Genomic DNA, 25,455 nt, shown 5'->3' on the forward strand with positions numbered 1-25,455 from the left:
ACGCAGCTTTGCCGCTCAATTCACGCATTTCCCGACAAACTGCGACGCTGATGTGACACCCTCGCGTTAACCGCCCGTATGGATTCCCGCCCTAGTATGGGCCGCGTTATAACCTAGGCGCGAAACCCTTATGGCCGCAGAAGAAATCACCAAGCGGGGCGTATTGGTGGCCGATAGCTCCCAGCACATGGCTTCCCTTGTCGGCGTCATGCTGCGCAGCCTTGGCCGCAAGGATATCCGCGAAGCCTATGATGCCAGCAGAGTGCTGCTCGAGCTCAACCGCCGCAGCTTTGACCTGCTGATCATTGACGATGACCTCGAGGGCATGGATGGCGTGGCCGTCACGCGCAAGCTGCGCGCCATGACCGATTGCCCCAATCGCTATCTGCCTGTCATCATGATGAGCGCGGCGCCCGACGCCAAGCGCATTGCCGAGGCTCGCGATGCGGGGATCACCGAATTCCTGCGCAAGCCCTTCGCCGCCAATCACCTGCAGTCCCGCCTCACTAACATCGAGGCCAATCCGCGCGGCTTCATCGAAGCTGCCGCCTACAAGGGCCCCGATCGGCGGCGCAAGTCCGTCGACGTCGGCGCCAATGATCGTCGCGCCTCCAACAAGCCCGTGGCAGACGCCGGCTGATGGCGCGGCAGCCGTTCGACCTGGCGCGCCACGCCGCACGCAGCCAGCACGGCCCCTGCTTTATCTGTGCACTGATCGCCGGCAACCCCGACTATGCCCACCATGTCATCGCCCGCGATGACAGCCACATCGTCTTTCTCAGCAAATATCCCACCCAGCCCGGCTATGCCCTGGTCTGCCCGCTGCGTCACTGTGAGGATCTGGCCGAGGATATCTCGCCGGAGGAGTATCTGGCGCTCCAGGCGGTGGTCCACCGCCTCGCCCGGGCCCTCAAACAGGTGTTTGATGCCGAGCGCATCTATGTGCTCTCGCTGGGCAGCCAGCAGGGCAATAGCCACCTGCATTTCCATGTCGTGCCCCTGCCGCGTGGCGTGCCCTATGCGCAGCAGCAGTATCACGCGCTGATGGCCGAGCATGGCGTGCTCGACATCCCCCAGGACGAAATGGCTGAGACCGCCGCGCGCATCGCGGCGGTCTATCGGCGATTGTCCTGATCAGACGGTGCCGGCGATCGGCTCGGCGGCCTCGATCTCGCGCCAGCGCAGGCACGCCACCAGCCGGCCGCTTTCCAGCGTTTCCAGCGGCGGCCGCTGCTCGGCACATTGCGCTTCAGCAAAGCGGCAGCGCGTGCGGAAGGTACAACCCGAGGGCGGATTGATCGGCGAGGGGATTTCGCCCTTCAGTCCGTCAATCGTTCTCAATCGCGCCAGCCGCGGATCGGGGATCGGCACCGCCGTCAGCAGCGCCCGCGTATAGGGGTGGCGCGGATCGAGATAGATCTCGTCACCCGTCGCCAGTTCCACGATCCGCCCCAGATAGAGCACCAGGATGCGGTCCGACACATGGCGCACCACGCTCAGATTGTGGCTGATGAAGATCAGCGTCAGCCCGAAGGCATCCTTGAGCTCGGCCAGCAGGTTGAGAATCTGCGCCTGGATCGACACGTCGAGCGCCGACACCGGCTCGTCGCAGACGATCAGCTTGGGTTCGGTCACCAGCGCCCGGGCAATGCCGATGCGCTGCGCCTGCCCGCCGGAGAACTCATGCGGATAGCGGTTGATCATCTCGGGCAGCAGGCCCACCGCCGCCATGGTCTTGAGCACACGTTCGCGGCGCTGCTCCTTGTTCAGCTCCGGCCGCAGCGTACGCAGCGGATCGGCGATGATCTCGCCCACCGTCATGCGCGGATTGAGCGAGGCCAGCGGGTCCTGGAAGATGATCTGCAGGTCCTGCCGGCGCTTGCGCATCTCTTCGGCCGGCAGCTTGGTCAGGTCCTGGCCCAGCCAGAGCACCTGGCCCTGGTCGGGCGTCAGCAATTGCAGGATGCAGCGGCCAAGCGTGGACTTGCCGCTGCCGCTCTCGCCCACAATGCCCAGCGTCTCGCCCTTGCGGATGGTGAAATTGATGTCCTCAAGCGCCGTCAGCGTCAGCGGGCGCGACAGGAAGCCGCCGCCCGAGATCGAGAAGGTCTTCTTGACGTTGCGGATCTCGAGCAGATTGACCGGGGTCTGGTTCATCATGCCACCTTACCGTAGCGCATCGGGCCTTCGTGGAAACAAGCCTTCTCGCGGCCATTGTCCAGCGCGGTCAGCGCCGGCCGCTCGGCCAGGCACCGATCGAAGGCAAAGGCGCAGCGCGGATGGAAGGAACAGCCCTTGGGCAGGTTCTCCAGGCTCGGCGGCATGCCCTGGATGGGGTCGAGCCGCTCCGCCCGCTTGGCGATATGCGGCGTCGAATGCAACAGGCCCAGCGTATAGGGATGGCGCGGATCGTAGAACAGATCGTCCACTGTGCCCTTTTCCACCGGCCGGCCGCCATACATCACCATCATGCGGTCGGCCACGCCGGCCACCACGCCCAGATCATGGGTGATCAGCACCAGCGAGGTGCCGAAGTCATCGGTCAGCGTCTTGAACAGATCCAGCATCTGCGCCTGCACGGTCACGTCCAGCGCCGTGGTCGGCTCGTCCGCGATCAGGATCTTGGGCTGGCACAGCAGCGCCATGGCAATCATCACGCGCTGGCGCATGCCACCACTGAGCTGATGCGGATAGGCATTGGCGCGCTTGGCGGGTTCCGGAATGCCCACCCGCTCCAGCATGGCAATGGCGCTGGTCTCGGCCTGCTTCTGGTCCTGCCCCTTGTGCAGCACCAGCACCTCGGCCAGCTGCTGCTTGAGCCGCAGCGCCGGATTGAGCGAGGTCATGGGATCCTGAAAGATCATGGCCACGTCGCGGCCGCGATACTGGTTGAGCTCGGTCTTGCTCAGCGCCAGCAGGTCCACATCGCCCAGCAGCGCCTGGCCGCTCACCGAGCCATTCTTGGCCAAAAGGCCCATCAGCGCGAGAAAGGCCTGGCTCTTGCCCGAGCCGCTTTCGCCCACCACGGCCAGGGTCTCCCCGGCCTCCAGGGTAAAGTTGAGATTATTGACCGCCGTCACCACTGAGTCATGCAGGGCAAAGCGGACCGAAAGGTCTTTGACTGTCAGAACCGGAGCCATCAGCGATCCTTGGGGTCGAGCGCGTCCCGCAGGCCGTCGCCGACAAAAAAGAAGGTGAACAGGATGGTGATGAAAAACACCAGCGGGAAGGCCAGCTGCCAATAGGTGCCATACTGCATGGTCTGCGCGCCTTCGCTGATCAGCGCACCCAGCGAGGTATTGGGTTCCTGCACGCCCAGGCCCAGGAACGAGATGAAGGATTCCAGAAGGATCATCTCGGGCACCAAAAGCGTTGCATAGATCGCCACGATGCCCAGCAGATTGGGCACGATATGGCGGAAGATCACGTCACGCGGCTTGGAGCCGGTGGCGATGGCCGCCTCGACGAATTCGCGGTTCTTCAGCGTCAGCGTCTGCCCGCGCACCACGCGCGACATGCCCAGCCAGGAGATCAGCCCGATGCCCACGAACAGCATGATGAACGAGCGGCCGAACACGATCAGCAGCAGGATCAGGATGAACATATAGGGGATCGAATAGATGATATCGACCAGGCGCATCATGGCGCTGTCCAGCCGCCCGCCGAAATAGCCGGCGACGGCGCCATAGATCGTGCCCACGATCACAGCGATGGCCGAGCCCACCAGGCCCACCAGCAGCGAGATCTGTGTGCCCTGAATCACGCGGGAATAGAGATCGCGGCCCACTTCGTCCGTGCCGAAATAATGGCCGGTTTCCAGCGACGGCGCGCCGGCGTGCAGCACATTGCCCACAACGCTCCAGTCGACCTTTTCGATCGACCACTTGGCAAAATAGGGGCCAACGATGGTGAAGAGCACCACGCCGATCAGCACAATCAGACTGGTCAGCGCGGCCTTGTTGGCCATGAAGCGACGTCCGGCGTCGCGCCACAGCGAGCGCCCCTTGGTGGGCAGCTCGGCCGGCGCAGCCTCCAGGCTCGTCACGGTCTTGATACGGTTATCGGCAAGCATAGCCATGCCTCACAATTCGATCTTGGGGTCGATCCAGGCATAGAGCACGTCGACCACCAGATTTGCGGTGATCGTCAAAGCGCCCAATAGGATCGTGATCCCCAGGATGGTGGAATAATCGCGGTTGAGCGCGCTGTTGACGAAGGCCTGGCCGATGCCACCAGTGGAGAAATAGAGGTCAATCACCACCGAACCGGTCACCATGCCCACAAACACCGGGCCCAGATAGCTCACCACCGGCAGCAGCGCCGGCCGCAGCGCGTGACCGAAGATCACCTTCCAGCCCGGCAGGCCCTTGGCCCGCGCCGTGCGGATATAGTTTGAACCCAGCACTTCGAGCATCGACGAGCGGGTAATGCGGGCGATATTGGCAAAATAGCTTGTGGCCAGGGCCACCACCGGCAGCACCACATTGCTCCAGTGCCCACCATTCCAGCCACCGCCCGGCAGCCAGCGCAGCCATAGCGTGAACACCAGCACCAGAATGGGCGCCATCACGAAATTGGGCACCACCTGCGCGCCGATCGAAAACCCGACCGACAGATAATCCGCCCAGCTGTTCTGCCGCACCGCCGCCACCACGCCCAGCGCAATGCCGATCACCGAAGCGGCCACAAACGCCCAGGCGCCATAGGTGAAGGTCACCGGGAAGCCCTGCGCGATAATGTCGTTGACCGTGCGGTCCCGATACTGAAACGAGGGCCCGAAATCGAAGCGGAACACCACGTTATAGATATACTCGGCCAGCTGCTGCCATTCCGGCTTATCCAGCCCATAGCGCGCATAGATATTGTCGAGCACCGATTGCGGCACGGTCTTTTCGCCGGCAAACGGGTTTCCGGGCGCCATTTTCATCAGAAAAAATGAAACGACGATGAGCACGAGCAGCGTCGGGATGGCGACCGCTAGTCGTTTGAGAATGAACTGGATCATGTGTTTTGTCCGGCCGGTTCATGGCGCCTGGCCATGAACGGAACGCGCCCCGCCGTTTGGCGGGGCGCAACAGGCCTAAGCCTTATTCAGCGACCTTGTAGAGGTCCTTGGCGTACCAGTTCTGCTCCACGTCATCATAGGGCCAGCCCTTGACGTCAGCATTCTGCATGAACACCTTGGCGTAGAAGTAGATCGGCATGATCGGCACGTCCTTGGCCGCCTGCGCTTCGATCTCTGCATACTGCACATTGGGGTCTTCAGCGGTCTTGGACGCGGCCAGCCAGCTGTCGACGTCCGCATTGGCATAGCCCTGGTCGTTCTGCTCGGACTTGGAGTCGAGCAGCGACAGGAAGGTCGAGGCTTCGTTGTAGTCGCCGCACCAGGCGTTGCGGGCCAGCTCATAGGTCTTGGAGTGGCGGGTATCGAGCAGGGTCTGGAATTCCATGTCCTGCAGGTTCATCGTCACGCCGAGCTTTTCCTTCCACATCTGGCTCACCACGGTCGCGATCTTCTTGTGCGCTTCCGAGGTGTTGTAGATGTAGTTGATGGTCAGCGGGTTGTCCTTGCTGAAGCCGGCTTCGGTCATCAGCGCGACAGCCTTGGCGTCGCGCTCTTCCTGGGTCATCGCCGCAGCCGCGATTTCCGGCATGGTGAAGCCGGCAGTCAGCGGATGGGTGAAGGAATAGGCCGGCTGCTGGCCGCCCTGCAGGATGCCATTGACGATCACGTCGCGGTCGATGGCCAGGCTCAGCGCCTCGCGCACCTTCACGTCCGCCAGTGCAGCATTGGGCTGCTTGTCGGTCATGTTGACGCTGAAATAGTAGGTGCAGAACTGCGGCACCGAGAAGGTGTTGTCCGGCAACTCGGCCTTGAGGGCCGGGTACTGGCCAGCCGGCACGTCCGTCTGGTCCACTTCGCCGGCGCGCCAGCGGGTCAGGCCCTGGTTCTCATCATTGATGGTCAGGAACTGCACTTCTTCGAGCACGGTGTGCTCATTGTCCCAGTAGTTCGGGTTGCGCTTGAGCACAACGCGTTCGCCGGGGGTGTTTTCAGCCAGCGTGAAGGCGCCGTTGCTGACCATGTTTTCCGGCTTGGTCCAGTCGATGCCCTTGTCCACGCTCGCCTTGTAGGTGGGGAACAGCGTGGCATGCGACAGGGTGCGGATGAACCACGGGCTCGAGAAGCTCAGCGTGACTTCCAGCGTCTTGTCGTCGATGGCCTTGACGCCCAGCTCCTCGGGCTTCTTCTCGCCGGCCACGATGGCGTCAGCATTGACCACGCCAACCAGGCCCACGAAATAGGCGTAGTTCGAGGCGGTTTCCGGGGTCACGGCGCGCTGCCAGGCATAGACGAAATCGCCGGCGATCACGGGCTCGCCATTGGACCACTTCGCATCGCGCAGGTGGAACGTATAGACGGTGTTGTCTTCGTTGACGTCATAGCTCTCGGCCACGCCGGGCACGGGCTCGCCATCCGGGCCGCTGTTGTACAGGCCTTCAAACAGGCTGCGCACCACGGCCGAGGTGTCCACGTCTTCAACCAGCTGCGGATCGAGCGTATTGATGTTGTCCAGCACCCGATACTTGAACACCTGTTCGGCGGCCAGCTTGGTCCCCTCGGGAACCATGGCGGCATAGGCAGGCGCGGTAAGGGCAGTGGCGCTCAGCAGCGCTGCAGCCACCATGGCCGCCTTGAGGGTTTGAGTGATCATCATGCTCGTCCCATCTCCTTGTTGAAGTCCTGAAAAATCTTGGTTCCGCAGTCATCTCGCTGCGAATTTCAATCGCCAAGGCCCCGGGGGAAAGGCCCCCACGGCCAAGATTGCTGGACGGTATTCCGGAAATCCGTCTACTGACAAGCAAAACATTGACGCATACGGCAGCCAATGTTCACTTGTTCACACGCGTCATATCGGTGTGCAGCGCAAATTCCTTGCGCAAATCAGGGCGTTGACAGAAATTTAGGCTAAGCGCCCAACAAACCGGCAGAACGCGCCAGATAGATGGCCACCGCAACGGCGACCAATATGGCAAAGGGCACCCAGGCCGGCATCGGCCCGCGCGGCTTCTTCACTGGCGGCTCGGGTGTCTTTTCGATCTTGCGGAATTTGATGACATTGTCGCTCATGCCGCCCCTTCTACCAGAGCTGTCACGCCTTGCCCACCGGCTGTGCACACCGAGATCAGCGCCCGCTTGCCCGCCTGGCCGGCCAGCATCTTGGCCGTCAGCCCCAGGATGCGCGCGCCCGTGGCGGCAAAGGGATGGCCATAGGCCAGGCTCGAGCCCTTGACGTTGATCTTGGCCGGGTCAATCGGCCCCAGCGGCGCATCGCGCCCCAACACCGTCCGACAATAGTCCGCATCTTCCCAGGCCTTGAGCGTCGACAGCACCTGCGCGGCGAAAGCCTCGTGCAGCTCGAAATAGTCGATATCGGCAAAGCTCAGCCCGGCCCGGGCCAGCAATTCGCTCACCGCAATGGTCGGCGCCATCAACAGGCCCTCGCCATGGGCGAAGTCATTGCCGGCCACCCGCCCCATGGTGAGATAGGCCAAAACCGGCAGGCCGCGCGCCCGCGCCCAGTCTTCGCTGGCCAGCAGCACCGAAGAGGCGCCATCGGTTAGCGGCGTCGAATTGCCGGCCGTCAGCGTGCCCTGCCCGCTGGACTTGTCGAAAGCCGGCTTGAGCGTCGCCATCTTTTCGATATTGGCGTCCGCCCGCACATTGTTGTCGCGCACCAGCCCGGCGCATTGCACCAGCAGGTCGTCGTGGAAGCCCTCGTCATAGGCCTTGGCGGCATTGCGATGGCTGGCCACCGCCAGCGCATCCTGCGCGGCACGGGTAATGCCCCATTCGCGCGCCATCAGCTCGCAATGCTGGCCCATCGACAGCCCCGTGCGCGGCTCGTTGACCGAGGGCGCCACCGGCGTCAGCTCGCCAAAGGAAAAGCCCTTGAACGCCTTGAACTTCTCGCCGGTCGAGCGCGCCTTGTTGAGCGCGATCAGCCGGTGCTGGAACTTGTTGCCGAACACGATCGGGCTGTCGCTGACCGTATCGGTGCCCGCGGCAATGCCGCTGTCGATCTCGCCGCTGGCGATCTTGGCGCCCAGCATCAGCGCCGCCTGCAGGCTGGTGCCGCAGGCGATCTGTAGCGTCGTGCCCGGCGTGCGCGGCGAGTAACCGGCGTCCAGGCACGCCTCGCGCGCGATGTTGAAGTCGCGGCTGTGCCCGATCACCGCGCCGGCGACGACCTCGTCGATCTTCTCGCCCTTGAGCCCATATTTGTCCGCCAGCCCGGCCAGCACCGTGCCCAGCAAAGAGAGATTGGTTTCATCGGCATAGGCCGTATTGCCCCGCGCAAACGGAATGCGGGCCGAGCCGACGATGGCAACCTTGCGAAGTTCAGTCATGTTCACGCCTTTCCGTCTTGGCGCGCCTTGAGCGGCCCGCCCAGGAACGGCGCGAAGCCGGTTCCCATGATCACCCCGATGTCGGCCAGCCGGTCATTGGCGACCACGCCCTCGGCCAGCACCACCTCGGTCATGTCGACCAGCGGCTTGACCAGTTCCCGGCCCAGCGCCGCCAGATCGGCATGGGCCGGCGTCTCGCCCTTCTGCGCCTTGCCGTCTGTCCAGGTATAAAAGCCCTGCCCGGTCTTGCGGCCCAGTTTGCCGGCCTTGACCAGACCGTCGAACTTGCTGCCCTCGGGCACGGCGTGACCCAGCTCGGTCGCCACCGACTTGCCGACGTCCAGCCCGACGGTATCCATCAATTCGATCGGCCCCATCGGCATGCCGAAAGCCACGGCGGCCGCATCGAGCAATTCCTTGCTCTCGCCGCGCTCCACCCGCTCCACTGCGCCCAGCATATAGGGCATCAACACCCGGTTCACGAGGAAGCCCGGCGCCGACTTGACCACCACCGGCGACTTGCCGATGGCCAGCGCAAAGGCCGCGCCCTTGCCGATTTCGGCATCGGTATTGAAGCTCGAGCGGATCACCTCAACCAGCGGCAGCTGCGCCACCGGGTTGAAGAAATGCAGCCCGATCAGCCGCGCCGGATCCTTGAGCGCTTCGGCAATGCGCTCCAGCTCGATCGAGGATGTATTGGTCGCCATGATCGCGCCGGGCTTGAGCTTGTCCTCCAGCCCGCTGAAAATGGCCTGTTTGACCGAGAGCTTTTCGACCACCGCCTCGATGACCACATCGGCGCGCGCCACGCCCTTGCCCTCGGGGTCGGCTTCCAGCCGCAGCACGGCGGCATCGACTTCGTACTTCTTCTTCAGGCGCTTTTTGAACAGCGCCTTGCCGCGATCCAGCGCCGGCTGGATGCGCGCCATGTCCAGGTCCTGCAGCGTCACGCTCATGCCGCGCAGCGCACACCAGGCCGCAATATCGCCGCCCATCACGCCAGCGCCGATCACATGCACCCGCGCAAATTTGACGCCCTTGGCGCCCTGCTTCTTCAGGCTCTCCGAGGCGAAGAACACCCGTCGCAGATTGGTCGCGGTCGCGCTGCCCATCAGCGGCACGAAGGCCGCGATCTCGCCATGGCTCATCGCCTGCCAGGTGTCGCCATGCTTTTCGAACAGGTCGATCAGCGCATAGGGCGCCGGATAGTGTTCCTTGCGCGCCTTCTTGGCCACCTGCGCCCGCATCTTGCCGGCCACATAGCTGCGCAGCGGCCCCATGGCCATCACGCGCTTGATAAAGCCTGCCCGCTCGGACTTGCGCTTCTGCAGCACCGCCTTGCGGGCCTCCCAGCGCAGCATGTCGCGATGGCGCACCAGCTTGTCGACCAGGTTCAACCCGCGCGCCGCGCCGGCCTTGAGCATGCGCCCGGTCAGCATGATCTGCATGGCGTCGACCGGCCCGGCCTGGCGGATCGAGCGCCCCGTGCCGCCAAAGCCCGGGAAAATGCCCAGGTTCACTTCCGGAAAGCCGATGCGCGTCTTGTCGTCATTGACCGCCACGCGATAGTGGCAGGCCAGCGCCAGTTCCAGCCCGCCGCCCAGGCAGAAGCCGTGGATACCCGCCACCACCGGAATAGGCATGGCCTCGATGCGCGAGAACAGCGCATGCGTGCGTTCAAGCGCCGCCGGCAGAACCGAGAAATCGCTCATCGCGTCGAATTCGCTGACGTCCGCCCCGGCAATGAAGCCACTGTCCTTGCCGCTGAGCAGGATCACGCCCACCAGCTCGCCCGTGCGGGCCAGTTCCTCAAAGCGCAGCACCAGCGCCTCGAGCTCCTCAATGGCCGCCCGGCTCAGCGTATTGACCGGCGCGCCGGGCGTGTTGATCGTCAGCCAGCCGAGCTTTTCCACATCGCGGTGGAAGCTCCAGCTCTTGGTCTCAGGCATTTGCGGCTGGGTCATATTTGTTTCCTCGATTCCGGGTCTTTCCCTCCCCTCCCCCTTGAGGGGAGAGGCCGGGGGTGGGGGGGCCATTCGTGGACCTCCCAGCGCCCCCTCCCTCTTGCCCTCCCGTGCCAGGGAGTGCGGCGCAGGTCTTGCCTGCTGTGTGCGGTCTGGAGCCTGCGGACCTATTCCGCCGCTGCCCGGTGCCGGGGCTCGGCGGCCAGTTCATTGGGCGCAAAGTCATCGACCTTGACCACCCGGTCGGTCGCCTCGTCGGCGGCCCGCATGATCCCGGCTTCATTGCCATTGAGCACCCCGGCGGCCACGGCGTCGTCAATCGCGTCGCGGTCCAGCCGCCGCTCGATCACGCCCTTGCGCGCCGCCTTGATGAAGCGGCCTTCGATCTCCTCGGCCTCGGTCACCTTGATGAAGGCATCTTCCAGCACGCCGGTGATGTCCTCGGGGTCCATGGTCACATAGGCGCCGGTGGTCAGCCGGTCGCGGAAGGCGCCGGGCTGCAGCACCGCCTTGACCAGGCGATAGTTCACCCGATCGCTGGCGCGGCGGGCGTGGCGGCCCAGCGGGAAGCACAGCACCCGCATCGCCACGGCAAAGAAGCGATTGGGGAAATTGGCGAACACGGCATCAAAGCTGTCCTCGATGGCCGCGATCCGGTCGGCCATGATGGCCTCGACCACGTCGCGGTCCTCGGCGAGCTGCCCCTCGTCCTCAAAGCGGCGCAGCGTGGCCGACATCAGATAGAGGTCGCTCAGGATATCGGCCATGCGGCCCGAGATCTTCTGCTTGCGCTTGAGCGCCCCGCCCAGCACCACCGTGGTCCAGTCCGCGGTCAGCGCGAAGGCCTGGCTGTAGCGGTGCAACTGGCGATACCAATGCGCCATCGGCCCCTGGTTGGGCGTGCTGGCAAAGGCGCCATTGCTCACCCCGTGCAGGAAGCTGGCCACGATATTGCGCAGCATGAAGCGGGTGTGGCCGCCAAAGGCCAGGTCGAACTGCTCGAGGCCCGCCTTGCGGTCCGGATTCTTGCCCGCCTGCACTTCCTTGAGCAGATAGGGATGCGCACGCAGCACGCCCTGGGCAAAGGTCATCAGCGTGCGGGTGAGGATATTGGCCCCCTCCACCGTGATGGCCACCGGCAGCGCCATATAGGCGCCGAACAGGTAATTGCCCGGCCCGTCCTGGATGGCGCGACCGCCATGGATGTCAAAGGCATCGTCCATGCTGTCGCGCATGGCTTCGGTGGTGGTGTATTTGAGGAGGCCCGCAATCACCGCGGGGCGCTGGCCCTCATCGACCATCGAGGCCGTCAGCCGGCGGCCGGCCTCGAAGGTATAGGCGCGCTTGACCATCTCGCCCAGCGGCTCGGCGACGCCTTCCATTAGCCCCACCGGAATGCCGAACTGGCGACGCACCCTTGCATAGGCCGAGGTGGTGCGCAGCGTCTGCTTGATCGAGATCGAGCCAATGGCCGGCAGCGAGATGGCGCGGCCCGTCGACAGGCACTCCATCAGCATGCGCCAGCCCTGCCCGGCATAATCGGTGCCGCCGATCAGATAGCTCATCGGCACGAACACATTGCTGCCGCGCACCGGCCCGTTCATGAACGCCTGGCGCGACGGGAAGTGGCGACGGCCGATATCAAGGCCCGGATGGTCATGCGGGATCAGCGCCAGCGTGATGCCGATATCGGCGCCGCGACCGAGCAGATTGTCGGGGTCCTTGAGCAGGAACGCCAGGCCCACCAGCGTGGCGATCGGCGCCAGGGTAATGTAGCGCTTGTCAAAGCTCAGCGTCACGCCAAGCGTTTCCTTGCCGTCCCACATGCCCTTGGTGACCACGCCGATATCGCGCATGCCGCCCGCGTCGGAGCCCGAATGCACGCCCGTCAGCGCAAAGCAGGGCACTTCGAGCCCGCGCGCCAGCCGGCTGAGGTATTTTTCCTTCTGCTCATGCGTGCCGTATTTTTCCAGCAGCTCGCCCGGCCCGAGCGAATTGGGCACCATCACCGTGATGCCTGCCGCCACCGAGCGGCTGGCGATCTTGGACACGATCATCGACTGCGCCTGCGCCGAGAAGCCAAGCCCACCATGCTCCTTGGCAATCAGCATGCCCAGGAAGCCTTCGTCCTTGAGATACTGCCAGAGCGCGGGCGACAGGTCGGCGCGATTGTTGCGGATGTCCCAGTCGTCGATCATCTTGCAGGCGGTTTCGGTCTGATTGTCCAGGAACGCCTGCTCGGCTGCCGTCAGCGTCAGCGGCCGGATGGCGCTGAGCTTGCTCCAGTCGGGCCGGCCGGAAAACAGCTCGGCATCCCAGCCCACCGTACCGGCATCGAGCGCTTCCTGCTCGGTGCGGCTCACCTTGGGCAGGATGGATTTGACCGCGCCATAGACCGGGGTGATCAGCACGGGCATGCGGATCGCCTTGACGCTCAGCGCCAGAAGGATCAGCCCCGGCAGCAGTGCCAGCACCAGCCCGACCCCGCCGCCAAAGGCAAAGCCGGCGCTGAGGTCGATGCGGCTGAGCAGCCCGATGGCCAGCGCGCCCAGGCCCCAGTGCCACATCGGGCTTTCGCGCATGGCCAGCACGGCGAAAACGACCAGACCGAAAATGATAGTGGCAAAGATCACAGCATGCCCTCCCCTGGGCTGCCGCGCGTGATGCGGGCAGCGCAATCCCTGAACGTCAGACCGGTCGCCGAATCGTTCGGCCTGTCTTTGGGTCAGCCGCGCCGGGATGATAGCGCGACGGGCCCTGATTGTTGAGGTCAGTTTAGCAAGGTTTACCTATACGTCAACCAGTGCGCGTAAACGTCCACACGCCGACTCCGGTTGCAACGGCCTCCCCCGTCCCTGCCCCGGCCCCGGTTCATAATTCCGGACAACGGTTTGACGTTAACGTAAGCTCGTGAAATATTCGTCACACAAGGGCATCAGCCCGCCGCCGCAACACCGGCACCCGGAGGAACCATGGCCAAACCGACCACCACCGCTTCACACCCCCGCCCCTGGATCGCCAACTATCCCGATGGCGTCAGCTGGGATGTCGAGCTCGACCTGCGTCCGGTCCATGAACAGGTGCTCGCCGCCTGCGCCAAGAACCCCTTCGCCACCGCGCTCGATTTCCTGGGCGGCACCACCTCCTTTGGCGAATTGGCCGAAAAGATCATTGCGTTCGCCGGTGCGCTGCAGCGTCAGTTCGGCGTGACCAAGGGCAGCCGCGTGGCGCTCATGCTGCCCAATACGCCCTTTTACCCAATCGCCTATTACGCCGTCCTCCGCGCCGGCGGCACGGTGGTCAACTGCAATCCGCTCTATACGGTGCACGAGCTCAGCCACATCACCGCCAGCGCCGGCGCCGACATCATGGTGACGCTCGATCTGCAGCAGATCTTTGAAAAAGCCGAGAAGCTCGTCCAGGCCGGCCACGTCAAATCGCTGATCGTCTGCCACTTCCCGGACGCGCTGCCGCTGGTCAAGAAACTGCTGTTCACGGTGGCCAAGCGCAAGGATCTGGCCCGGCTGAACAAGTCGCCGGTCGCCGCCAGCATCACCCATTTCCATGACATGGTGACCCGCGGGCAGCCGCCGGCTGCTGTGGTGATCGATCCGGAAAACGACATCGCCGTGCAGCAATATACCGGCGGCACCACCGGCCTGCCCAAGGGCGCCCTGCTCACCCACGCCAATATCGCGGCCAATATGAGCCAGATCGACAAATGGGGTGATGGCGTCTTCTATCCGCCCAGCAAGGTCGTGGCTGTGCTGCCGTTTTTTCACATCTTCGCCATGACGGTCTGCATGAACGTGCCGCTGTGCAATGGCGCCCAGGTGGTCATGCTGCCGCGCTTCGAGCTCAAGGCCCTGCTCAACCTGTTGGCCCGCACCCGGGCCAATGTCATGCCGGCCGTGCCCACCCTGCTCAATGCCCTGGCCCGCTCTGACGCAGCCGATCCCCAAAAGCTCGCCAGCCTAGAGGTCGTCATCTCTGGCGGCGCCGCGCTTTCCAACGAAATCCGCGCCGCTTTCGGCGCCAAGTCCAAGGCGATCCTGGCCGAAGGCTATGGCCTCACGGAAGCCTCCCCCGTGGTCTGCTGCGCCGCCCTGCGCAAGATCAGCAAGCCCATGTCCATCGGCATGCCGCTCCCCGGCACCGATGTCCGCTTTGTCAATGTCGAGACCAGCCAGGTGCTGGGCATCGGCGAGGACGGCGAGCTGCAGGTGCGCGGCGGCCAGGTCATGGCCGGCTATTTCAACGATGAGAAGGCCACCCAGGACGCCTTCATGGACGGCTGGCTGCGCACCGGCGACATCGGTCATGTTGATGAGGACGGCTATGTCTTCATTGTCGATCGCCTCAAGGACCTCATCATCTGCTCAGGCTTCAATGTCTATCCGCGCACCATCGAGGAAGCGCTGATGGCCCATCCCGCCGTCGAGGAGGTTACCGTCATCGGCGTGCCCGACGACTATCGCGGCGAAGCCCCCGTCGCCTATATCAAGCTCCAGGCCGGCCAGAGCACCAGCGACGCCGAGCTCAAGACCTTCCTGGCCGAGCGCCTGAACAAGATCGAAATGCCCCGCGAGATCATCTTCAAGGACGCCTTGCCCAAGACGCTGATCGGCAAGCTCTCCAAGAAGGAGCTGCGCGAGGAATATGCCCAGTCAAAGGCCAGCAAGTGACCCGCCAGCATACCGAAAACCAGGACCTGTTCGCCATCGCCGACCTCGCCAAGGAGTTCGGCATTTCCACCCGCGCCATTCGCTTCTATGAAGCCAAGGGCCTGCTGTCGCCCGAGCGCGTCGGCGCCACCCGCGTCTTCCGCCGCCGCGACCGCGCCCGGCTGATCCTGATCCTGCGCGGCAAGCGCCTGGGCTTTTCCCTGCGCGATATCTCGGACTATCTCAGCCTCTATGACGCCGACCGCAGCCAGCAGGTCCATCTGCTGGTCGGCAAGGTCGAGGAGCGCCTGGCCTCGCTGGAACGCCAGCGCGATGACCTCGAAACCACCATTGCCGAATTGCGCGAAATCCGCGAACTGGCCGTCGCCCCGCCGACCCGCAGCCGCAGCCAAGCGGCGGGTTGATATCAGGAACGCTTGCCGCGTGGCTTGCTGATATTGGTCATCAGGTCAGGCTTTTTCGGCTTGACCCAGCCCTTGGGCGGCTGCCGCACCGGCACCTGCGTGCCCAGCCCCATCGCCCCCGGCGGCGGCTGACTCACCGTCACCGTGTCGGGGTCGCCCGGCTTGAGCGGCCCCTCGCCGCGGATCGCCGCAATCTGGTTGCGCAGCGCCGTCGCCGTCTCGAAATCCATCGCCTCGGCCGCTTCCGTCATCTGCCGCGTCAGCGCCACCAGCTTCTCATGAATGGATCGTGATGACATTGCTTGTGATCTCCCAACACCCATGGCGTCGTTCCGGCGGCGCAGAGCGACAGCGCCACTCTAGTCCGACCCTGCCCCGACAAACACCATCATATCCTCAAGCGTGCCGGCCTCGCGCGCCGGCTTGTCCCAGCGGATGCGATTGATACGCGGAAAGCGCAGCGCCACGCCCGATTTGTGCCGCGTGCTCAGCTGCGCTGAGTCAAACGCCACCTCGAACACCAACTCCTTGCTGACCTCGCGCACCGGTCCGAAGCTGCCCGTAGTGTGGCTGCGGATCCAGCTGTCGAGCTGCTTGAGCTCTTCATCGGTGAAGCCGAAATAGGCCTTGCCGATCGGCACAATCTCATTGCCCTTCCACACCCCGAATGTGTAGTCCGAATAATAGGAACTGCGCTTGCCATGGCCGCGCTGGGCATACATCAGCACGGCATCGACCACATTGGGATCGCGCTTCCACTTGAACCAATAGCCCTTGGGCCGCCCCGGCACATAGGGCGATGATCGCAGCTTGATCATCACCCCCTCGTGGCCATGCTCGTCCGCGCCCTGTCGCCGCAGCGCCGCCAGCGCCGCCCAATCTTTGAAGTTCAGCACCTCCGACACATCCAGCCGGCTCTGCGGATTGGCCGCGAACCAGGCTTCGAGCCGCGCCCGCCGCGCCGTCCAGTCCAGCGTGCGGATATCCTCGCTGCCATCAAACAGCATGTCATAGACCCGGATGAACGCCGGGCTGTCGCGCAGATGCGCCGGCGTAGCGGTCTTGCGATTGAGCCGCTGCTGCAGATCGTTGAAACTGGCCGCGGCGAACTCCCGCCCCACCAGCAACTCGCCATCCAGCACGGCCCGGCCGCTGACATTGTCGATGATGTCAGGAAACGCAGCAGCGATATCATCGCCCGTGCGCGAGAACAGCGAGACCCTCGCGCCGTCGATGGCCAGTTGCACCCGGATGCCGTCCCATTTCCACTCCGCCGCGAAGTCACAGGGCGCGAGGCGTTCGAAATCCTTGTCCTCGATGGGGTTGGACAGCATCAGCGGATGGAAGCGCGCCGACTGGTCGATGTCCGGCCGCCCCGCCCGCCCCTCAAGCCAGGCGAACAGCGGGTCATAGGGCACGCTCAGCCCATGCCACACCTCTTCGATGGCCTGCAGCTCCACCCCGCTCATCTCGGCCAGCGCCGTCTTGGCCAGCCGCGCCGAGACGCCGATGCGCAGCGCGCCGGTGGTCAGCTTCACCAGCGCCCAGCGCTCATTGATTTCGGCCCGCGTCAACAGTCCGGCGATCACGCCGGGCATTTCGCGTCGCGAGGTGGTGTTGAACAACTCGACCAGTTCGCTCAGCGTGGGCAGCTCGCCGCCGCTGGCATGATGCGGCCAGATCAGCGCGATGGTCTCGCCCAGATCGCCCACATAGTCATAGCTCATGGCAAACAGCGCCGGGTCCACCTCGGCCAGCACCACCTCCTTGAGCAGCGCCGGCTTCACATTGGCAATGCTCAACGTCCCCGTCAGCACGGCCAGCGCATAGCCGCGGTCGGGGTCCGGCACCTCGCGGAAATAACGCGTCAGCGCCGCCAGCTTGCGCGTCCGCGATGGCGTCAGCGCCAGCAGTTCCAGCAATTGGGCAAAGTGCTTCATGCCGCCTCGCCCTCACTGCCCTCATCGGCAAAGCCCTGGATATCGAGCGGCTCGGCCGCCAGCCCCTGGCTGCGACACCAATGCACCAGCCCGTCCTCGCGCCCATGCGTCACCCAGACGGTTTCAGCGCCGGTCTCGCTTATGGTCTGCTGCAACTCGCCCCAGTCGCAATGGTCCGAAATCACCAGCGGCAATTCCACCAGCGCTTGGCGGGCCCGCTGCTTGACGCTCATCCAGCCTGAGGCCTGGCAGACCACCGGGTCCGGGAAGCGCCGGCTCCAGCGGTCGCGGATCGCCGAAGGTGGCGCAATGACAATGGCCCCCGCCAGTTCAGCCTTGGGCACATCGAGCGCCGGCCGCAAATCGCCCAGCGCCACGCCCCGCTCTTCGTAGAGCGCGCACAGCGCTGGCATGGCGCCATGCAGATAGATCGGCGCCTCATAGCCGGCATCGCGCAACAGCGCGATCACCCGCTGCGCCTTGCCCAGGGCATAGCAGCCCACCAGATGCGACCGATCCGGCTGATCGACCACCGATTGCAGCAGCCGCCCGATTTCGACGCGGGGATGCGGATGCTGAAACACCGGCAGCCCGAACGTGGCTTCAGTGACCAGCAGGTCGCAGGCCACCAGTTCATAGGGCTGCGACGTCCGGTCGGCCAGGCGCTTGTAGTCCCCCGTCACCACCACGCGCTGGCCGCCCTGTTCGATCAGCACCTGCGCCGAGCCCAGGATATGCCCGGCCGGAAACAGCGTGATTGTCACATCGTCGATGCGCAGCGGTACGCCGAAATCCAGCGGCTCGAAGCGCCCGGCGCAATCGGCACCATAGCGCGTCTGCATGATGGCAATGGTGTCGGGCGTCGCCAGCACGGCGCCATGCCCGCTGCGCGCGTGATCGGCATGGCCATGGGTAATGATCGCCCGCTCGCGCGGCACGGATGGATCGATATAGGCGTCAATCGCCCTTAGATGCAGATTGCGGTCGAGGATGGGTGTGGCCATGACGATCCTTCAACGCAGCGCGGCGGATGGCAGTTCACACTAGAGCATCACCTGCCGGCTTGTGTCAGCAGACGTGCCAGAGCGCCGCCTGTGATGCGGTCTATGGCAAGTAATGGCGGCGAGGCCGTGGCCCCAGTTGGACATGACCAGAAAGAGCAGCCTCAGCCGCACCGCCACGCCGGGTTTCCCCGCGCGGTGAGGGCGACGCGCCGCCGCCCATCAAACCCATTTTGGCTACCACGGCACCAGCCAGAGGCAGTCTCGCTCACATCACCTTGGTGACCGTGAGCAGGCCCGGCCGTTCAACATTGGCCGCCGTGATGGCGGCCTCCCCGCCCAGCACCACCACATGGCCATGCCGGGCAATGGCGTCGATTGCCTCGGCCATCGCCTTGAAGTCGGCCGCCGTGGCGCCCAGGATTTCCTCGCGCCGCTGCTGACGCAGCGCATCGGTGGTGCCGGTCAGCTCGCGCCACATCGAGGAATAGCCCTTGGCATCGGGGAACTCATAGCCGTCCACCCCGCCGATCACGCCAATGATCGATCGCGTCAGGTCATTGGCGCCAATGGGCGCATTGAGCGCCTTGGCCGCCCCGTCATAGGCATCCAGCGTCTTGAGCAGATTGGGGTCGCGATAGCTCAGGAAGCTGAAATTGCCCGAGGTCAGGTCAAACCGGCTCGAGCCACCATAGGCGCCGCCCTGCACGCGGATCTTGTCCCAGAGATAAGTGGTGTTGAGGAATTTCAGCGCTACGCTCGACGCGCCGGTCAGTGCAAAGCCCAGTGCTTTCAGATTAGCGCCCTTGCCCACATAATTGACCTGCGCCGGGATGATCAGCCCTTCCGACTGCGGCACCAGATGCGCCTGCCAGTCCACGGGCGCAAAGGCGCCGTTCGGCAGGCTGGCCACAAACTGGCCGACGCCGCCTTCGACGCGCTGCCACAGCGCGGCATCGGCCGTGGCATTGACCACCATGCGCCCGCGGTTGAACAGCCGGTCGCGGATGGTCCTGAGCATGGTTTCCACCCCCGCCCAGTCACTCTCGATCTGCTGCACCAGCTTGCGCAGGAACATGAGGTACGCAACGCCCCCCATCTGTTCGGACACCCAGCTCGCCTCGGTGAGCCCCGCCTTGAGCCGCGTGTCGACAATGGCATTGCCGCTGGGGATCATGCGCGCTTCAAAGCCCGCCTTTTCCTCGAGCGCCATCTGCTTGAAGCGCTCGCGATTATCCAGCCGCGCATCGAGCAGCACATCGCCCATGATGGCCAGCATGTCCTCTATCCGGTCGGGCACCGCCTTGCCCGAAAGGAAGAACCATGCCGCCGTGCCATCATCACCCTGGCGGGCCGACAAGGCCCGGTGCTGGGCAATGCCGCCCGTCGTGCGGCCGATGCGCTGCGTCAGCGCCACGAAATCCTGCTTGCTGGTGCCGGTCTGCAGCAGCGCGCGGCCGAACAGCGGCAGATAGGGCAGCATCTCGGCGTCGAGCACATGCAGGTCAAAGCCCAGGTCGAGATAGACAATGCCCAGCGTCGGCAGGTCATGGTAGAACAGCTTGGCGCCGCCCAGCGTGCTCTTCTCGATGGGCACGATGCGGCTTTCGCGCGGCAGATCGGCCAGTGTCAACGTCGGAATGCGGGCCAGCTGCGCCGGATCATCGACCTCTTCCTGCAGCGCCTTGAGCCGTTCGGTCTCGGCCTGCGTCGCTGCCAGCGCGTCTGCATCCATCTTGCTGCGCACGCTTGCCAGGATTTCAGCTTCCTGCGCGGCCTCGCGCGCGCCCTGCGTGGGGTCAGCGCTCAGCGTCACCGTGGTGCGGTGCATATTGTCGAGGAACAGCCGGCGGATTTCCCGCGCGAAGTGCCCGTCCTGCGCCTTGGCCTTGAGCGCGCTCAGCGCCGCTTCAAAGGCCAGCGGCGCTAGCGGGTCGCCATCATGCAGCCAGCTGCCCAGCGCATTGAACATATAGACCATGCCGCGCGGATAGGAGCCGGTGTTGTTCTCGCGCAGCGAGAACTCGAAGGTATTGGCCGCCGCTTCCAGCTGCTCGGCGGCAAAGCCGGTCTCGGCGATGGCCTCCAGCGTCGACAGGATCAGCGCCTCCACCTTGCCGGCATCGGCGGGGTCGATGCCCTTCATGCCAAAGCTGGCCATGGGCTGGCGCATGCCGCTGCCAATGCCGCCGCCGGTCATGCCTTCGCCCAGCCCGCTCTCGGTCAGCGCCTTGCGCAGCGGCGCCGCCGGATTGCCGGCCAAGAGATAACTCAGCATGCCATGGCTGAGCTGTTCTTCGCGGTCCGCCGGCGGATCGATCAGCCAGTTGACCGAGACCATGCCGTCGCGCGCCTTGCCCTCTTCTTTCGAGCCGGCATAGGTGGCCACGATCTGACGCGGCGCATTGAAGCGCGGCTGCAATTGCACTTCGGCATCGACCGGCGCCCGCTCGAACTGGCTGAAATATTCGTCGAGGATCGCCAGACGCTGGTTGGCATCGTCATCGCCCGAAAAGAACGCCCGCGTATTGGACGGGTGATAGTGCGTCTGATGGAACGCCTTGAACTGGGCAAAGGTCAGGTCCGGGATGGCCTTGGGGTCGCCCCCCGAGCTTTTGCCATAGGTGATGTCGGGATAGAGCGAGCGCTGGGCAATGTCGCGCATCACCGCGTCGGGCGAGGAATAAACGCCCTTCATCTCGTTGAACACCACGCCCTTGTAGACCAGCGGCGCCTTCACATCCTCCAGCTCATAGTGCCAGCCTTCCTGGAGGAACGTCTCTTCCGTCAGCAGCGGGAAGAACACGGCGTCCAGATAGACATCCACCAGATTGTAGAAGTCTTTCAAATTCTGGCTGGCCACCGGATAGGCCGTCTTGTCCGGAAAGGTCATGGCATTGAGGAAGGTATTGAGGCTCCCCTTGACCAGCTCCACAAACGGCTTCTTGACCGGATATTTCCGGCTGCCGCACAGCACCGAATGCTCCAGGATATGCGCAATGCCGGTCGAATCCTCCGGCGGCGTCTTGAAGGTGATGCCGAACACCTTGTTCTCGTCGTCATTGACCAGGCTGAGCACCTCCGCCCCCGTCTTTTTGTGGCGGAACAACTGAGCCTGCGAATTGACCTCCGCAATATGCTCGTCGCGGATCAGTTCGAAGGCGTCGTGATAGGACATGAGATGACTCGGCAGGTTTTCGTGTTGCCCCTAACCTAGGCAGCCCGGGGTCGATCCGCTAGGGGCGTCACGACGGGGTGACAAGGACTATCACCTGCCGTCCTTATCCATCTCTATCACCGTGCCGACGGCTTTCACAAAGGCCCAAGCACAGAACGAGCAGAGGGCAAGCCAAAATGCCATAGCCAAATAGAAACCGATGGCGTTGGTCGTGCGCTCGACGAAATGCGCCCCCTTGATCGGTAGGCGCACCACACCTGAAACCCAGCCATGGTAGAACATCCCAACAAACAGGGCCGACAGCAACAGAGTGCCAACAACCCGTAGGACGGCGGCTTCCTTTGGATCTAGTTTCAACCCTCACACCCCGCCGCGGATTTCCGGCTTGACGCTCTTCTCATACCATTCGCCCAGCTGCCCCATCAGTGCCGGGAAGAGGCTCTTCTGTTCGCTCGCCGCGACATTGTCGGCCAGCTGCTCGGGCTTGCTGACCCCGGCGATGACTGTGCTCACCTGCGGATGGTCCAGGATCCAGCGCAGCGCGAACTGGCTCATCGGCAGCGCTTGTGGCGCCAGCCCCTTGAGCTCGGCCACCAGCTCGATGCCGCGGGCGAACGGCAGGCCCGAAAAGGTCTCGCCCACTGAGAATGCCTGGCCGTCGGCATTGTAATTGCGGTGGTCGGTGGCGGCAAAGCGCGTGTCCTTGTCGAACTTGCCGCTGAGCAAGCCGCTGGCCAGCGGCAGCCGCACGATAATGCCCACATCGCGCTCCGCCGCCTTGGGCAACAGTTCGGTGGCCGCATCCTGGCGCAGCAGGTTGAAGATGATCTGCAGCGTCGCGCAGCCGGGCTGTTCGAGGCAGATGAGCCCTTCCTCAATGGTCTCGACGCTGGCGCCCCAGTGCCGCACCAGCCCCTCGGCCTTGAGCTCATCCATCCAGCCGAACACCGCGCCATCGCGCAACACTGCCGTGGGCACGCAATGCAGCTGCGCCAGGTCGAGCGTCGCGACGCCCAGCCGCTTGGCCGAGCCCTCAAGGCTGGCGCGCAGCCCGGCCTTGCTGAAATTATTGGGAAACAGCCCGCCGCCGCGCCCCAGCTTGGTGGCCACATGCACGCCCGGCCCCTTGGCATGGCTGCCGATGCGGCTTTCGCTCAGCCCGCCACCATAGACGTCGGCCGTATCCCAGAAGCTGACGCCGGCCGCATTGGCGGCGTCCAGGATCGCCCCTGCCGTCTCGTCGCCCACCGGCCCGAAATCGCCGCCCAGCTGCCAGCAGCCCAGCCCGATTTCGCTGACGCTATAGCCCGTCTTGCCCAATCGCCGCGTTTTCATGCCGTGTCTCCGTCCTCTGTTCGTCATAGCGCAGGGTGATGATCTGGTCATCCGGCCCGATCACGCTTTTGCGGTGGGTGATGGCCAGAATGGTCATGCCATCCATCAGCCGGCGCAGCTCGCCCATGATGGCCGCTTCTGTCGTCTCGTCCAGTGCCGAACTGGCCTCGTCCAGAAACAGCACCTTGGGGTCCGCGTAAAGGGCCCGGGCGATGGAAACGCGCTGCCTTTCCCCACCCGAGAGCTTGAGACCGCGTTCGCCCACCGTGGTCCCGAAGCCGTCAGGCAGGCCCTCGATGAACTCGAGGATCGAGGCCTTGGCCGCCGCCCGGCGCAAGCGTTCGGCGTCAAACGGCCGCCCCAGCACGATATTGGTGCCCAGGCTGTCGTTGAGCAGCATCACATCCTGCGGCACCACGCCCACCGCCTCATACCAGCTCGCCCGGTCGATCCCCTTGAGATCAACGCCATCCACCAGGATGCGCCCGGCCGTCGGCTCCAACGATTTGAGCGCCAGCTTGAATAGCGTGCTCTTGCCCGCCCCCGTCGGCCCGGTGATGAAGCTGAGCCGCCCTGGCCCTGCCACAAAGCTCACGTCCTCAACCGTCTGCCGGGCTCCATAGCGAAACCCCACCTGCTCGAAACGCAATTCGCCGCGCTGCACACTGATGACTTCGGTTGCATCATGTGCCACATCGTCGGGCGCCATCCACATGCGGGCAAAGGGCATGAAGCGCGTCGCCGCGCGCATGATCTCGTCCACCGAGGTGCCGATCATCTCGAACGGCTGGTTGAGCTGCACCAGGATCATGTTGATCAGCACGATATCGCCCACGCTGAGCTCACCGGCGTCAAAGCGTGGCAGCAGCAGCCAAAAGGTCACCGCCAGCTGCGCCGCCAGCGCGCCGCCGAAGATCCCGGCGAGCAGGATCCGCCGCCGCGCCCAGCTCACCCAGGAGCCACGCGACAGATTGGCCACCGCGGTGAACTTGCCGCTGATCCAGCGGTCGCCGTTGAAATAGCGCAGCGTTTCCATGGCATTGACCGCATTGCCCATGAAGCGCGCATTCTCCTGCTGCGCCTCGATGGCCTTGTCCAGAAACGGCCGCGTCCAGCGATTGGCGAGATAGGTCAGCCCGATAAAGAAGCTGCCATAGATCACGACGATCGCCATGAGTTCCGGATTGATCACCGCGCCCACCAGCCCCAGCGCCAGCAATATCTGCGTGATGCCGGGGATGAAGACGATGATCGCCAGCTGCAGCAGCGCATAGACCGCATTCTGCCCCTGCCCGCGCGCCGTCTGGATCGCCACCGGATTGTGATCGATGAAGAAACTACCCGGCTTGCGCAGCAGCACCGCAAAGAACTGCGTGGCCGCGATGAAGTTGAGGTTCTCCGCTGCAATCACCGAGAGATAATTGATCGAATAGCCCGTCACGGTCAGCAGGCCCCGCAGCAAGCCATAGCCCAGAAAGCCTATGATCACCGCGCTGGCGAGGTCGCCGGCCGCCAACTGGTCGATCAGGCGTGAGAACACATAGGGCGTGGTGACGGCCAATGCGGCGCTGAGCAGCACCACCAGCGCCACCCCCGCCAGCATCCAGCGCTCTTCGGCGAGAAACCGCGCATAGATGGCGCGCAGCGGTGGCCAGATCAGCGACCAGTCAGGCTTGGGATCGGGCTCGGTCATGCGCGGGCCTCGGCAAAACCCTGACACTGCTCACTTCTGTCCGACCGGTCAACCCGATGACGCCGGCCCGGCCGTCACGTTTGGCCGCTGCAGCCAAGCGAGATCGCCTTGGCCTGGCTACTCGAAATAGTCCGGATGATCGGCAATGGTCTGGCTGAGCAGCACTTCGGCACGCGCCAGATGCGCCCGCATCGCGGCTTCCGCCGCCGCCACATCGCCGGCCGCCACGGCAGAAGCCAACACCTTGTGCTCGCCAATCGCCACGCGCGAGGACGAGGCGCCCAGCGTCAGGTAGCGCACGCGGTCGAGCTGCATCTTGTGATCATCGATCAATTGCCAGGCATATTCCACCCCCGCCAGCCGGGCCAGCGTGCGGTGGAACAGTTCATCGAGCGTATGAAAGCGCCGGCTGTCGCCAGCGCCCGAGGCGATTTCCTGCTCGGCAATCAGCTCAGCCAATACCGTTGCTGCATCGCCCGGATTGGCCGCCAGCCGCCGCACGATCTCCACTTCGATGGATTCGCGGATGAACCGGCTCTGCCGCACCCCATCGGGCGAGATCTTCTTGACCACCGTGGCCCGCTTGGGCCGGATCAGCAGCAGGCCCTGCTGCGCCAGGCGGATGAAGGCCTCGCGCACCGGCTGGCGCGACACGCCATAGCGGCCGGCGATATCGCTCTCCGAGATCACGTCGCCGGGCTTGAGCGCCATGCTGACGATCTCGTCGCGCAATGCGCCCACGACGCGCATCGCCATGGTCTCTTCGCCGATCTCCAGCACTGCCTTGGTCGCCATCATTGTTTCCCCATCGCAACATGGGCCGGAAACGCCGCCCGACGCGCC

The 25,455-nt window shown here is 64.3% G+C and carries 21 protein-coding genes; 4 read left to right on the forward strand and 17 right to left on the reverse strand.

All coding sequences use genetic code 11. The features are described 5' to 3' along the window. Positions 1–130: 130 nt before the first annotated feature. Positions 131–640 carry a response regulator gene (locus E8M79_RS17625; protein ID WP_137153145.1) on the forward strand — a complete coding sequence of 170 codons (510 nt, stop codon included), beginning with the start codon at positions 131–133 and terminating at the stop codon, positions 638–640. Next, positions 637–1,134 (forward strand): HIT family protein, encoded by a 498-nt coding sequence (locus E8M79_RS17630; protein ID WP_248305083.1) that lies wholly within the window; start codon positions 637–639, stop codon positions 1,132–1,134. Before E8M79_RS17625 ends, E8M79_RS17630 begins: the two co-directional genes overlap by 4 nt. Here the strand turns inward: E8M79_RS17630 and E8M79_RS17635 are convergent, their stop codons facing one another. The 9 genes from E8M79_RS17635 to E8M79_RS17670 all read right to left on the reverse strand — a co-directional run bounded on the left by E8M79_RS17635 (position 1,135) and on the right by E8M79_RS17670 (position 13,009). Further along, a complete protein-coding gene (locus E8M79_RS17635) occupies positions 1,135–2,160 on the reverse strand; it encodes an oligopeptide/dipeptide ABC transporter ATP-binding protein (RefSeq protein ID WP_137153147.1) in 1,026 nt (341 codons plus the stop codon). It abuts the gene before it with no gap. Then, positions 2,157–3,140: an ABC transporter ATP-binding protein gene (locus E8M79_RS17640; protein ID WP_171015916.1), complete on the reverse strand. Its 984-nt coding sequence runs from the start codon at positions 3,138–3,140 to the stop codon at positions 2,157–2,159. The genes E8M79_RS17635 and E8M79_RS17640 overlap by 4 nt, the downstream gene beginning before the upstream one ends. Next, positions 3,140–4,072, reverse strand: coding sequence for an ABC transporter permease subunit (locus tag E8M79_RS17645; protein ID WP_137153440.1), 933 nt, complete (start codon positions 4,070–4,072; stop codon positions 3,140–3,142). The genes E8M79_RS17640 and E8M79_RS17645 overlap by 1 nt, the downstream gene beginning before the upstream one ends. A 9-nt stretch (positions 4,073–4,081) precedes the next feature. Then, positions 4,082–5,005, reverse strand: coding sequence for an oligopeptide ABC transporter permease OppB (gene oppB / locus E8M79_RS17650; protein WP_137153148.1), 924 nt, complete (start codon positions 5,003–5,005; stop codon positions 4,082–4,084). 82 nt (positions 5,006–5,087) lie between these two features. Next, on the reverse strand, positions 5,088–6,719 hold the full coding sequence (locus tag E8M79_RS17655) for a peptide ABC transporter substrate-binding protein (RefSeq protein ID WP_137153149.1): 1,632 nt from the start codon (positions 6,717–6,719) through the stop codon (positions 5,088–5,090). 251 nt (positions 6,720–6,970) lie between these two features. Beyond that, the gene (locus E8M79_RS18440) at positions 6,971–7,132 is read right to left on the reverse strand and encodes a hypothetical protein (RefSeq protein ID WP_171015918.1); all 162 of its coding nucleotides are present in this window, start codon (positions 7,130–7,132) and stop codon (positions 6,971–6,973) included. Beyond that, the gene (locus tag E8M79_RS17660; RefSeq protein ID WP_137153150.1) at positions 7,129–8,412 is read right to left on the reverse strand and encodes an acetyl-CoA C-acetyltransferase; all 1,284 of its coding nucleotides are present in this window, start codon (positions 8,410–8,412) and stop codon (positions 7,129–7,131) included. The genes E8M79_RS18440 and E8M79_RS17660 overlap by 4 nt, the downstream gene beginning before the upstream one ends. 2 nt (positions 8,413–8,414) lie before the next feature. After that, complete coding sequence (locus E8M79_RS17665) at positions 8,415–10,376, reverse strand: 3-hydroxyacyl-CoA dehydrogenase NAD-binding domain-containing protein (protein WP_137153151.1); 1,962 nt, start codon at positions 10,374–10,376, stop codon at positions 8,415–8,417. Positions 10,377–10,543: 167 nt separating this feature from the next. After that, positions 10,544–13,009 carry an acyl-CoA dehydrogenase gene (locus tag E8M79_RS17670; RefSeq protein WP_137153152.1) on the reverse strand — a complete coding sequence of 822 codons (2,466 nt, stop codon included), beginning with the start codon at positions 13,007–13,009 and terminating at the stop codon, positions 10,544–10,546. Positions 13,010–13,348: 339 nt separating this feature from the next. Here E8M79_RS17670 and E8M79_RS17675 point away from each other — a divergent pair, with 339 nt between their 5' ends. Continuing rightward, positions 13,349–15,061: a long-chain fatty acid--CoA ligase gene (locus tag E8M79_RS17675; RefSeq protein WP_137153153.1), complete on the forward strand. Its 1,713-nt coding sequence runs from the start codon at positions 13,349–13,351 to the stop codon at positions 15,059–15,061. Continuing rightward, positions 15,058–15,465: a MerR family DNA-binding protein gene (locus tag E8M79_RS17680; RefSeq protein WP_205747929.1), complete on the forward strand. Its 408-nt coding sequence runs from the start codon at positions 15,058–15,060 to the stop codon at positions 15,463–15,465. The genes E8M79_RS17675 and E8M79_RS17680 overlap by 4 nt, the downstream gene beginning before the upstream one ends. A gap of 2 nt (positions 15,466–15,467) precedes the next feature. Here the strand turns inward: E8M79_RS17680 and E8M79_RS17685 are convergent, their stop codons facing one another. From E8M79_RS17685 to E8M79_RS17720, 8 genes are all read right to left on the reverse strand, one after another. Further along, positions 15,468–15,764 carry a UvrB/UvrC motif-containing protein gene (locus E8M79_RS17685; protein WP_137153154.1) on the reverse strand — a complete coding sequence of 99 codons (297 nt, stop codon included), beginning with the start codon at positions 15,762–15,764 and terminating at the stop codon, positions 15,468–15,470. A 60-nt stretch (positions 15,765–15,824) separates the two neighbouring features. Next, the gene (locus tag E8M79_RS17690; protein WP_137153155.1) at positions 15,825–17,405 is read right to left on the reverse strand and encodes a cisplatin damage response ATP-dependent DNA ligase; all 1,581 of its coding nucleotides are present in this window, start codon (positions 17,403–17,405) and stop codon (positions 15,825–15,827) included. Continuing rightward, a complete protein-coding gene (locus tag E8M79_RS17695; RefSeq protein WP_137153156.1) occupies positions 17,402–18,409 on the reverse strand; it encodes a ligase-associated DNA damage response exonuclease in 1,008 nt (335 codons plus the stop codon). The genes E8M79_RS17690 and E8M79_RS17695 overlap by 4 nt, the downstream gene beginning before the upstream one ends. Before the next feature lie 265 nt (positions 18,410–18,674). After that, positions 18,675–21,584: an insulinase family protein gene (locus E8M79_RS17700; RefSeq protein ID WP_137153157.1), complete on the reverse strand. Its 2,910-nt coding sequence runs from the start codon at positions 21,582–21,584 to the stop codon at positions 18,675–18,677. Between the two features lie 90 nt (positions 21,585–21,674). After that, the gene (locus E8M79_RS17705; RefSeq protein ID WP_137153158.1) at positions 21,675–21,941 is read right to left on the reverse strand and encodes a hypothetical protein; all 267 of its coding nucleotides are present in this window, start codon (positions 21,939–21,941) and stop codon (positions 21,675–21,677) included. Between the two features lie 3 nt (positions 21,942–21,944). Next, positions 21,945–22,919: an aldo/keto reductase gene (locus E8M79_RS17710; RefSeq protein ID WP_137153159.1), complete on the reverse strand. Its 975-nt coding sequence runs from the start codon at positions 22,917–22,919 to the stop codon at positions 21,945–21,947. Next, positions 22,885–24,612, reverse strand: a complete 1,728-nt coding sequence (locus tag E8M79_RS17715; RefSeq protein WP_137153160.1) for an ABC transporter ATP-binding protein — start codon at positions 24,610–24,612, stop codon at positions 22,885–22,887. The genes E8M79_RS17710 and E8M79_RS17715 overlap by 35 nt, the downstream gene beginning before the upstream one ends. 117 nt (positions 24,613–24,729) lie before the next feature. After that, the gene (locus E8M79_RS17720) at positions 24,730–25,407 is read right to left on the reverse strand and encodes a GntR family transcriptional regulator (protein WP_171015919.1); all 678 of its coding nucleotides are present in this window, start codon (positions 25,405–25,407) and stop codon (positions 24,730–24,732) included. Positions 25,408–25,455 lie beyond the last annotated feature (48 nt).

The organism is Devosia sp. FKR38, assembly GCF_005222805.1.
Lineage (GTDB): Bacteria > Pseudomonadota > Alphaproteobacteria > Rhizobiales > Devosiaceae > Devosia.

Coding starts and splice junctions, on each gene's coding strand:
- E8M79_RS17625 (WP_137153145.1), top strand. CDS start 131: ATGGCCGCAGAAGAAATCACCAAGCGGGGCGTATTGGTGGCCGATAGC.
- E8M79_RS17635 (WP_137153147.1), bottom strand. CDS start 2,160: ATGATGAACCAGACCCCGGTCAATCTGCTCGAGATCCGCAACGTCAAG.
- E8M79_RS17640 (WP_171015916.1), bottom strand. CDS start 3,140: ATGGCTCCGGTTCTGACAGTCAAAGACCTTTCGGTCCGCTTTGCCCTG.
- E8M79_RS17645 (WP_137153440.1), bottom strand. CDS start 4,072: ATGCTTGCCGATAACCGTATCAAGACCGTGACGAGCCTGGAGGCTGCG.
- oppB (WP_137153148.1), bottom strand. CDS start 5,005: ATGATCCAGTTCATTCTCAAACGACTAGCGGTCGCCATCCCGACGCTG.
- E8M79_RS17655 (WP_137153149.1), bottom strand. CDS start 6,719: ATGATGATCACTCAAACCCTCAAGGCGGCCATGGTGGCTGCAGCGCTG.
- E8M79_RS18440 (WP_171015918.1), bottom strand. CDS start 7,132: ATGAGCGACAATGTCATCAAATTCCGCAAGATCGAAAAGACACCCGAG.
- E8M79_RS17660 (WP_137153150.1), bottom strand. CDS start 8,412: ATGACTGAACTTCGCAAGGTTGCCATCGTCGGCTCGGCCCGCATTCCG.
- E8M79_RS17665 (WP_137153151.1), bottom strand. CDS start 10,376: ATGACCCAGCCGCAAATGCCTGAGACCAAGAGCTGGAGCTTCCACCGC.
- E8M79_RS17675 (WP_137153153.1), top strand. CDS start 13,349: ATGGCCAAACCGACCACCACCGCTTCACACCCCCGCCCCTGGATCGCC.
- E8M79_RS17685 (WP_137153154.1), bottom strand. CDS start 15,764: ATGTCATCACGATCCATTCATGAGAAGCTGGTGGCGCTGACGCGGCAG.
- E8M79_RS17690 (WP_137153155.1), bottom strand. CDS start 17,405: ATGAAGCACTTTGCCCAATTGCTGGAACTGCTGGCGCTGACGCCATCG.
- E8M79_RS17695 (WP_137153156.1), bottom strand. CDS start 18,409: ATGGCCACACCCATCCTCGACCGCAATCTGCATCTAAGGGCGATTGAC.
- E8M79_RS17700 (WP_137153157.1), bottom strand. CDS start 21,584: ATGTCCTATCACGACGCCTTCGAACTGATCCGCGACGAGCATATTGCG.
- E8M79_RS17710 (WP_137153159.1), bottom strand. CDS start 22,919: ATGAAAACGCGGCGATTGGGCAAGACGGGCTATAGCGTCAGCGAAATC.
- E8M79_RS17715 (WP_137153160.1), bottom strand. CDS start 24,612: ATGACCGAGCCCGATCCCAAGCCTGACTGGTCGCTGATCTGGCCACCG.
- E8M79_RS17720 (WP_171015919.1), bottom strand. CDS start 25,407: ATGGCGACCAAGGCAGTGCTGGAGATCGGCGAAGAGACCATGGCGATG.